This is a genomic window from Campylobacter sp. RM12647, assembly GCF_020138135.1.
Taxonomy (GTDB): Bacteria; Campylobacterota; Campylobacteria; order Campylobacterales; family Campylobacteraceae; genus Campylobacter_E.
The window spans coordinates 66,951-76,919 of sequence record NZ_JACGAS010000006.1; the positions used below are offsets into that span (position 1 = coordinate 66,951).

Annotated in this window: 8 protein-coding genes; 4 read left to right on the forward strand and 4 right to left on the reverse strand. The window is 28.3% G+C overall.

Annotated elements, in window-relative coordinates:
* Positions 1–27 precede the first annotated feature (27 nt).
* The 4 genes from AVBRAN12647_RS03835 to AVBRAN12647_RS03850 are packed head-to-tail and all read right to left on the reverse strand — an operon-like array spanning position 28 to position 4,216.
* Entirely contained in the window at positions 28–834 is an 807-nt protein-coding gene (locus AVBRAN12647_RS03835) for a metal ABC transporter permease (RefSeq protein ID WP_442862216.1), read from the reverse strand.
* The gene (locus tag AVBRAN12647_RS03840) at positions 815–1,540 is read right to left on the reverse strand and encodes a metal ABC transporter ATP-binding protein (RefSeq protein ID WP_214116301.1); all 726 of its coding nucleotides are present in this window, start codon (positions 1,538–1,540) and stop codon (positions 815–817) included. The genes AVBRAN12647_RS03835 and AVBRAN12647_RS03840 overlap by 20 nt, the downstream gene beginning before the upstream one ends.
* The gene (locus AVBRAN12647_RS03845) at positions 1,537–2,820 is read right to left on the reverse strand and encodes a hypothetical protein (protein ID WP_336614727.1); all 1,284 of its coding nucleotides are present in this window, start codon (positions 2,818–2,820) and stop codon (positions 1,537–1,539) included. The genes AVBRAN12647_RS03840 and AVBRAN12647_RS03845 overlap by 4 nt, the downstream gene beginning before the upstream one ends.
* Positions 2,783–4,216 (reverse strand): metal ABC transporter solute-binding protein, Zn/Mn family, encoded by a 1,434-nt coding sequence (locus tag AVBRAN12647_RS03850; protein WP_214119646.1) that lies wholly within the window; start codon positions 4,214–4,216, stop codon positions 2,783–2,785. Before AVBRAN12647_RS03850 ends, AVBRAN12647_RS03845 begins: the two co-directional genes overlap by 38 nt.
* A gap of 121 nt (positions 4,217–4,337) precedes the next feature.
* On the opposite strand from AVBRAN12647_RS03850, the gene AVBRAN12647_RS03855 reads away from it, so the two are divergent.
* From AVBRAN12647_RS03855 to ilvD, 4 genes are read left to right on the forward strand one after another with little or no spacing between them, the layout of a single operon-like run.
* On the forward strand, positions 4,338–4,694 hold the full coding sequence (locus AVBRAN12647_RS03855) for a transcriptional repressor (protein WP_214116307.1): 357 nt from the start codon (positions 4,338–4,340) through the stop codon (positions 4,692–4,694).
* Entirely contained in the window at positions 4,687–5,550 is an 864-nt protein-coding gene (locus tag AVBRAN12647_RS03860) for a cytochrome-c peroxidase (protein WP_214119645.1), read from the forward strand. The genes AVBRAN12647_RS03855 and AVBRAN12647_RS03860 overlap by 8 nt, the downstream gene beginning before the upstream one ends.
* Positions 5,547–8,210, forward strand: coding sequence for an EAL domain-containing protein (locus AVBRAN12647_RS03865; RefSeq protein WP_214119644.1), 2,664 nt, complete (start codon positions 5,547–5,549; stop codon positions 8,208–8,210). The genes AVBRAN12647_RS03860 and AVBRAN12647_RS03865 overlap by 4 nt, the downstream gene beginning before the upstream one ends.
* Positions 8,211–8,252: 42 nt before the next feature.
* The gene (gene ilvD, locus AVBRAN12647_RS03870) at positions 8,253–9,956 is read left to right on the forward strand and encodes a dihydroxy-acid dehydratase (RefSeq protein WP_214116313.1); all 1,704 of its coding nucleotides are present in this window, start codon (positions 8,253–8,255) and stop codon (positions 9,954–9,956) included.
* Positions 9,957–9,969: the final 13 nt, after the last annotated feature.

The following is a 9,969-nucleotide window of genomic DNA, read 5'->3' on the forward strand; positions in this document are numbered from 1 at the left end:
AATTTGAAATGAGATTTTTATCTTATTTCAAATTCTTTTTTTTACAATAAAACTTAAAACATAAGCAATCATAAAGCAAAAACAAGCAAGTAAAATTATACAAGCTCCACTGCTTAATTCATAAGCAATACTTAAAATTAATCCACCTAAGCAAAAAAATAGCGATAATAATACAGAAATAATCATCATAGATGAGAGCTTGGTGCAAAACATAGAAGAAATATAGCTAGGAATACAAAGCAAAGCTAGTATTAAAACCATTCCAACTACTCTTAAACTAATCACTATACAAACAGCGGCTGCAATTATTAGCATATAATAAATTAGATTTGCATTAACACCATTTGCCTTGCAAAACTCACTATCAACGCTAACTCCTATTAATTGTCTATAAAACACAAAAGCCATTATGATAAAAGCTATATCAGCACTTAACATAATATAAATATCACTTAATTCAACTGCCAAAATAGCTCCAAATAAATAGCTAAAAACTATGGAATTTGAATTAGGACTTAAATCGCTAAGCAATATCCCAACACTCATTCCAAAAGCCCATACTACACCAATTACAGCATCTTGATTTTTGTAATTTCTTGATAAATATGCAATCAAAACAGCACAAGCAATAACAAAGGCTAAAGTGCTAAGCATAGTGCTAACTCCAAAATAAAGCGAAATCCCAAGCCCACCATAAGCTGCGTGAGAAATACCACCTACCATTGCTACAAGACGATTTGTAAGAACAAGCGCTCCTATAATCCCACAAGCAATGCTTACTAAAACCGCTGCTAAAATTGCATTTTGAATAAAATTATAATTTAGATATTCCATAATTTTCCCATATATCAACTTCGCATAAATTATTTTTATGCGTTGCTAAGTGTAATAATTTGTTGCTATCAAGACCTTTTGTGATTTTGTGTAAATGTGCGGTCTTGCTAATATGAATTAATTTATTTGCATACGAAGAAATTAAAGCTATATCGTGGCAAACACAAATTATGCTAATTCCTTGATTATTAAGGCTTTTTAATAATTCAAACACTTCTATTTGTCCTTTTGCATCAATACTAGCAGTAGGCTCATCAAGCAATAACAATTCACAGCCACTAAGTATTGCTCTAGCTATTAAAACTCTTTGTTTTTGCCCGCCACTTAAACTTGCAAATCTTTTATTTGCATAATCTTTTAAGCCTAATTTTTCAAGTGCTAAAAGTGCATTTAATTTATCTTGTTTTGAATTAAAAAAGAATGAATTTCTTTTTAAAGTCCCCATCAAAACTACATCTAAAACATTGATAGGGAAACTAGGATTTATATTAGCAACTTGCGGGACATAACTTAATTTATTTGTGTTTATAATAATTTCGCCTTTACTTGGTTTTAACAAACCCAATAAAAGCTTTAAAGTTGTGCTTTTGCCACCGCCGTTTGCTCCTATAATTCCTACGAATTCATTTTTTTCTACATTAAAACTAATATTGCTTAAAATCTCTTCCGTATCGTAAGAAAAGCTTACATTTTTTACTTCAATCATCCAAAAAATCCTATAAATAATCCAACGCATATTACAAATACAAGGCTTAAAATCTCTATTTTTGAGTTAAATTTAAATCTTGTTATTATAAATGCGCTTAAAAATATAGCCAAACTCATACCTAATGCGATTAATAAAGCCGCTATAAAAGCTCTAGCACCTAAGCTACTTATAAAACCAATTACTAAAATAAGTCCAGGACAAGGTAATAAACCTATGCTAAATGCTAAAAAATTATCAAGAACTTTTTCTTTATTTACTACATTTAAAATTCTATTCTCATTAGCCACACTAAAGCTTTTTATATTATTTGGTGTTTTTGTAATTTGTGAAATTTGTGGTTTTTTTAGCTTTAAATAAAGCAAAATAAGTGCTAAGAAACTTATTAAAAATCCTGAAATTTTATTAAGATTTAAAAGATTAAATAAAGAGAAAAAACTAGCAATTATAAAGGCATTTACTAAGTGAATAAAACCTACTTTTAGACTAAAAAATAATATTTTTTTCTTAGAGTTCATAAAATAAGCTGCGGTTATGCTTTTTCCGTGACTTGGTAATAAAGCGTGAAAAAAGCCATAAATTAGTGCGATAGGATATAAATATATACTATTGTCTTTTAATAATTCAAGCATTTTGCTCTGTAATTTTGCTAATTTTTCTAATAAAATATCATAAAAAGATTTTGAAGTGTTGGTTTCAAATTCTTTTGGTTTTTCTACTTTTTCATCTACTTTTTGAGCTATTTTTTCTATTACATTTGCTTTTTGAAATTCATAATAAACTGCATTTAGATTAATATTTTCATTAATGCTAAAACCATCTACTTTATAGGTATTTTCTTTTATTTTAAAATTAAAAAACCCATCTAAATCCTCTACCGAAAACATTAAAACTCTATCAATTTTAGGGATAAAATCATAATCTATAAAGTATTCTAAAAAAAGCTCCTTATCAAAACTTACTTTAATATCTTTAACAATAAATTTGATTTTTTTGCTTTCTCCGAATGGCAAATCATAATATTTTAAAGTAGTTAAAAAATCTCTAGGTAGTAAATAATCAAGCAAAGCAGCACGAACGGCTACTAATTCTTTTTCGTCTAAATTCTTGTCATTATTTAAATCATAGCCGTCTAATAGTGTTTGTGAAAAATTAGAAGAAAATTCCCATGAAATGGAATTTCCTTTAAAGCTAACATGAGCAGTTGGCGTATATAAAGCACATAAAGCACAAGCGTATATATTAATGTTTAGAACAATTATCGTTAATAATTTTCGCAAAGTTTAAAAGCTCCTTAGATAATTCATTAGAAAGTTGATTAATTTCTACTAATTTTAATCCACTTTCCTTGTGAATGGTTTTTGCCAATTTATCATTAAATTGCGGTGCTTTTAAAACAAGGCAAGCTTTTTTATCTTTTGCAATTTCTATGATTTTTGCTAATTCACTAGGTTTTATTTCTTTACCTTCAAATTCTAAAGTATATTCAACAAGATTATATCTTTTAGCAAAATATCCCCACGATGGATGAGCACTTATAAAACCTTTTACATTCACATTTTTCGTTAAATCATATATTTTTAAGTTTAATTCATCTAATTCTTTTTCATAATTTTTTAGATTTTCATCAATTGTTTTGCTTTCATTAGGAAAAGCTTCTTTTAAAGCATTAGCTGAATTTTGTGCAATTTGTTTTAATAAAATAGGGTCAGTCCAAATATGCACATCTAAGCCTGAATGCTCGTGATGATGCTCGTGATGATGGTGCTCTTCTTTATGATTTGAGCCTATGTGATGAATTAAGTCTTTTTTAATATCTTTTACGCTCATATTTTTAGGATAATAAGTTGGCCAATTATCCATTTCTTTTAGCAATTCTTCTTGACTAGAGTTGCCAAAAAATATATGAAAATGTTCTAAATCTTTTGTAGGAGCGATATTGTGGTCGCTAAATTGCACATATTTAAATTCTGCATCTTTATTGGTAGCTTCAAATAAATATCTAACACCTTTTTTACCTGATTCATAGGTTAATATTTTGTATCCAATATATTTATAATTTGATTTTTTACTTATACCATTTTGTATAAATTCCATACTATCTTTTGTAATGATTATGCTTTCTACATCGGTTTTATAGCCATTTAGATAATATTCTTTATATTCTTGCTCAGTTTTATCTTTTTTTGCATTTGATTTTAATTTGTAATATTCATCTAAATCCCCATTTTTAGCGTAAGGATAAATTGATTTCCAATTACCAATCCAATCACTTAAATCTCTATTTTTTACATCATTATCATCAAAAATCCCATTATATATATCATCATTATGTTCGTGATGGTGCTCGTTTAATTCTTTATGAGAATAATTATTTTTTTGAATATTTTCATCAGTGTGAATTATTTTTATATTGGTATTTTCGGCAAGTCTTTTAAGCCATATATCTTCAATTTCAACCCCGATACCTAAAAATACTTTAGCCTTACTAAGCTCCATCATTTGCTTTGGTTTTGGCTCGTAAGTATGCGGGTCAGCTCCTGCTGGCATAAGAGTTGTAATATTTGCATTTGGTAATAGTTTTTTAACAATTTCAACTTGTGGTAATATGCTAACTCCTACATTATTAGCTAATAAATACACGCTAGCTAATGAACTTAATAATATCTTTTTCATTGCAATTCCTTTTCATAAATGTTTTAAAGTTGCAAGTGTAGTAAATTGTTGCTTAAATGCAACTTAGTTGCAAAAAATAAATTAGGTTTAAATTTTAATTTTTTTTGCTATTATTTACGAGATGAATTCAGTAAAATTATTAAAAAAGCACGATATCGGTATTACAGAACTTAGAATTTTATTATTAGATGAGCTTTTAGCTGCTAAAGAGCCTATGAGTTTTGATGAATTTAAAACTAAGGCAAATAAAACTACATTTTATAGGACGATGGAGCAGTTTCAAAAGTCTAAATTGGTAAATAAAATTGATTTAGATGGCAAGGGTTATTATCAAATAAATAAAGGTAATAATGCACTTTTTGTGTGTGATATTTGTCATCATACTAAAGATTTGGAGTTTCCAACAATTAATAATTTAAAAGTTAATTCTGTCTTGGTAAAAGGAGTTTGTGAGGAATGCAAGGACAATGATGAATAAGATTATATTTTTAATTGTATTTATTGTTTTTGCTTTTGCAGATGAGAATATATATAAACCTTTAACTAGCATACCTTATGATAAAAAATTAGCTGCCGTTGGTAAAAGATTATATTTTGATGTTAATTTAAGCCCTAATAAAGTATCTTGCAATACCTGTCATAATTTAAATCTTACTGGTAGTGGGACGAATAATTCTGGTATAAATTCTGATAATTTAACAAACCCACCAACAATTTTAAATATTGTATATTCTAATTTATTTTTTAAAGACGCAAATATTACTGATTTAAGAGAGCAAATTAAACAAACATTAAAAGATGATATGAATATTACGCCTGATGAATTTAATAGTTGGGTTAAGTTAAATGTAACATATCAAAGATGGTTTAATGAAATAGGATTAGCCGCTAATTATGATAATTTAGTAAGTGTTTTGGTAGAATTTGAAAAAGCCTTAATAACTCTTGATGCTCCTTTTGATTTATATTTAAAAGGAGATAAAAATGCTATAAGTGATAATGCCAAAAGAGGACTTAAATTATTTAATTTTTATGGCTGCTCGTCGTGTCATAATGGTAGTAATTTTGGAAGTAATATAATTGCTGATATAAATACTAACTTTTCAGAAGGCTGTAAATTAGAAGATAAAAAAGTAAAAGTGCCTACTTTAAGAAATATTACAATTACCCAACCATATACATATCAAGGAGCATTTAATAATTTAGAAGATATTGTTAGAGTTATGTCTGCTTGTCAATTAGGCATAGTTATGCCAGATAAAGATGTTGATGATATAATAGAATTTTTAAAAACACTTGAAGGAAAAAGACCTAAGATTTTGGAAGAGAAATGAATAGAGAATATAAAAATATAGAAATAAAAACATTTGTTCAAAAGATTTTACAGATTTTCATTGCTGCAATGATGGTTGGCATTTTTGTATGCACTGGAATATTTTTTACCAAACTTCATCAAATAGATATTAATTACGATATAAATAATCACATACACGAAATTATGTTAGATAATCAAGAATTAATGCTAAATATAGAAAGACCAAGTATTTATGCAAATTTTGAAAATAGTGGCAAGAAGTTAAGTGAGATTGATGTTAAAACTAATGAGCTAATTCAAATTCTTAAAAACAATAAACAATTAAATGCTAATGAAGAAGAAAAAATTAAAAGTAGTATAGAAAAATTAAAACAATATATAAAAGATTTTAATAGTTTATTAGGGACTAGCGGAAGTGATTTTAAAAGCTTTAATGTGCTTTATTCTCAATCAAAATTGGTTGATGTAAAACAAAATGTTTTAGAGTATATATTTGCTACTAAAATTAGCGTGAGTTCAATAAAAGGATATATTGAGTTTTTAGACTCATTAATAGAAAATAATACAAAACAAATTATTGATTATAAAACACAATTAATTGAATTAAAACAAAATTATGCAAAAACCAAATTAGATAAAGATAAAGAATATATAGAGCTTTTAGAAGATAAAATATCAACTATTGATGATGAAAAAACATATTTAATATTAAGTAGAAAATTATTAGATGGAGTGAAAAAACTTCACGAAGAAAAAAATGAAATTAAAAATTTCACAGATTTTGAAAATATTTTAACTCAATTAAAATTGCAAGTTTTAAGTAAAATTGAGCATTTAGAAAAGACAAATGACCAATTAGTTTTAGTTGGTGCAATTTTTGCAGTTTTATTAATATTTACTACTTTTATTATTTTTAAATATAGCCTAGATTTAACAAGTGCATTAAATATTTTATATAAAGCATTTTTAAATTCTCCAATTCAACAAGTTTTAATAAATACAAAAAATAAAAAGAATTTATATGCTGAATATGTAAATGATACTTTTACATTCAATGTTCATGCACCAACCGAACAAAGTGAAAGTATAAGAAAAGCACAAGCTGTGAATTTTTATGATTCATTAGATGGAATTATTGATTTGACTGATAGTGCTAAAGGGTTTGATTATGGAACGCTAATTCAAGAAAGTCATAGCAAAATCCAAGCTTATAATGAAAATGATATTACAAGTAGAAAAGAAACTAGATTTTTCTCTGTGTTTAGAAAAAATTTAGGTGATAATATCGAGCTGATTAATAAAGTTGATGTAACTAAAAAAATCTTACAAATTAAAGATTATAAAACTAAGCTTGACAATATGCAAAAGAAATTAGATACAGATAGCTTAACAGGTTTATTATCTTTACAGGCTTTACAAGATAGGGAATTAAAAGACGATAAAGCTAATAAAAATAATATTTTCTTATATTTAAAAATTGATAATTTCAATGATTTAAGGCTAAATTATTCAACTATTATGATTGATGAAATTATAAAGATTTTTGCAAATTCTTTAAAAAATGCTTTAAATGTGAAAAATAACGATGAGGTATTAAAAAGCACCAGTATTTATCATTTGCAACTAGACGAGTTTTGTATAGTTTATAAAAACCACGAAGAAGCTATGGCAGCAGCTGATTTGATACAAAATCATTTTAAAACTCAAACAATCAACTCTACAAGGGGTAAAAAAAATAAATTTGAGTTAAAAATAAATTCTGGTATGGAACTTAAAGACTTAGAATTAAATATCGGAATTTCAAGTGAGCGTGATATTAGAAAGTCAAATCAAGAGATTATTAATAGACTTGCACAAGCAATCTTAGCAAGTTATGAGACTATTAAAACAAAAGAGCCTTATTGTGTTTATAAAGAAGGTTTAAGTATAGAAAAACAACACGCAGAGCAACAAAGAGTAGTAGGTCAGATAAGATATGCTTTAGAAAATGATAAAATATTTGTGGTTTGTCAAGGTGTGCATAATTCTATTACAAAAGAAGTTTCTTATTATGAAGTGTTAGTAAGGTTAAGAGATGAGCATAATAATATAGTCTCACCGGGACTTTTCTTAGATGTAGCAAGAAAAGTGGGTCTTTATAAAGATATTCAAGAAGTAGTAATTAATAAGGTTTTTGATTTGATAGAGCAATATCCTAATGCGAATTTTAGTATAAACCTAGCTAACTCTGATATTATCAATAAAGAAACTAGAGATGTATTTGAAAATAGATTAGAAAAATGCTCTCGCCCAGAAGCTTTATGTGTTGAGATATTAGAAAGCGAAAGTATTGATAAATATGATGATTTATCAAATTTCTTAAAATCAATTTCATTTAGGGGTTGCAAGATAGCAATAGATGATTTTGGTAGTGGGTATTCAAACTTTTATAGATTATTAAAAATTAAGTTTGATTACTTAAAAATTGATGGCTCAATTATTGAAAGTTTAGTAATTGATAATAATGCTAGAACCGTTCTTGAAACTCTAGTAGGATTTGCTCATAAGCAAGGTTATGAAGTTGTAGCTGAGTTTGTAAAAAATCAAGAAATTTTAAAAATAGTTCAAGATTACGGAATAGAAAAATCTCAAGGGTATGAGCTAAGCAAACCTGAAGAACCACATAATATTTTTATTTAGAATTTAAAATAGGAATTTGAAAATCTATTAAAAGGAGCAAGAATGAGAAGTGATACTATTAAAAAAGGTTATACAAAAGCACCAAGTAGGTCATTATTAAGAGCCGTTGGGCTAAAAGATGAAGATTTTGCAAAGCCATTTATTGGGGTTTGTAATAGTTTTATAGAGATTATTCCAGGGCATTTTTATCTAAACAAATATGCTGAAATTATCAAAGATGAAATACGCAAAAACGGCTGTGTGCCATTTGAGTTTAACTGCATTGGTGTTGATGATGGTATTGCTATGGGGCATAGCGGAATGCTTTATTCGTTGCCAAGTCGTGAATTAATAGCAAGTAGTGTTGAGACGGTTATGAACGCACATAGCCTAGATGCAATGATAGCTATTCCAAACTGCGATAAAATTACTCCAGGTATGATTATGGGGGCTTTAAGAGTGAATGTGCCTACTATTTTTGTAAGTGGTGGAGCGATGGCTGCAGGTAAGCTTAAAGATGGTTCTCAAATTGATTTAAATACAGCGTTTGAAGCAGTTGGCGAATACGAAGTAGGTAAAATTGATGAAGCAAAATTAAAAGAAATTGAATGCGCTGCATGTCCTGGAGCTGGAAGTTGCAGTGGAATGTTTACTGCAAATTCAATGAATTCTTTAATGGAAAGCCTTGGCATTGCGCTTAAAGGAAATGGAACTATTTTAGCTTTAACTTCTGAAAGAGAAGAATTATTAAGAAGTGCTGCAAGAAGAATTTGTGAGATTGCAAAGAGCGAAGAGCTAAGCGAAAAATACAAAATTAGAAATATTTTAAATAATAAGAGTTTAAAAAATGCTCTTGTTTGTGATATGGCAATGGGTGGTAGCACGAATACAATTTTACATACTTTAGCAATTGCAAAAGAAGCTTATGCTGATGAGATTGATTTAAAATTAATGCACGAAATCGCTCAAGATACACCACATATAGCTAAGGTTAGTCCAAGTCTGCCAGGAACTCATATGCAAGATGTAGGAAGTAGTGGTGGAATATATGCAATAATGAATGAAGTTAGCAAAAAAAGTAAATTCTTTAGCAAAGATGCACTTACTATTAGTGGAGATAGTATAGGAGAACTGATTAAGGATAGTAATCCTGATGGAAAGGCTATAAAAACTTTAAATAATCCATATTCTGAGCGTGGTGGATTATGTGTATTATTTGGCAATATCGCAAGAGAAGGTGCGGTAATAAAGGTAGCTGGTATCGTTGGTGATAAGGTTTTCCGTGGTAAATGTGTTTGCTTTAATTCTCAAGATGAAGCAATAGCAGGGATTAGCAGTGGAAAAGTGGTTGCTGGAGATTGTGTAGTAATTCGCTATGAAGGTCCAAAAGGTGGTCCTGGAATGCAAGAAATGTTAAGCCCAACAAGTCTTATTATGGGTAGGGGCTTAGGTGCGTCGGTTGCATTACTTACTGATGGTAGATTTAGCGGGGCGACTCGTGGTTTTAGTGTAGGACATTGCTCACCTGAAGCTGCTGAAGGTGGCGAAATAGGGCTTATTAAAGATGGAGATTTAATAGAAATTGACACTATTAAATGCACTATAAATCTATTAATTGATGATGAAGAAATGGCTAGAAGAAGAGCGGAATTTAAGCCTATTAAAAAAGAGCTTAATTCAAGATGGCTTAGAATGTATCAAAAGCTAGTTAGTAATGCTAGTAGTGGCGGTGTTTTAGACCTTGATGGTTTGAATGAAATGAAATAATTTTTAGGGATTT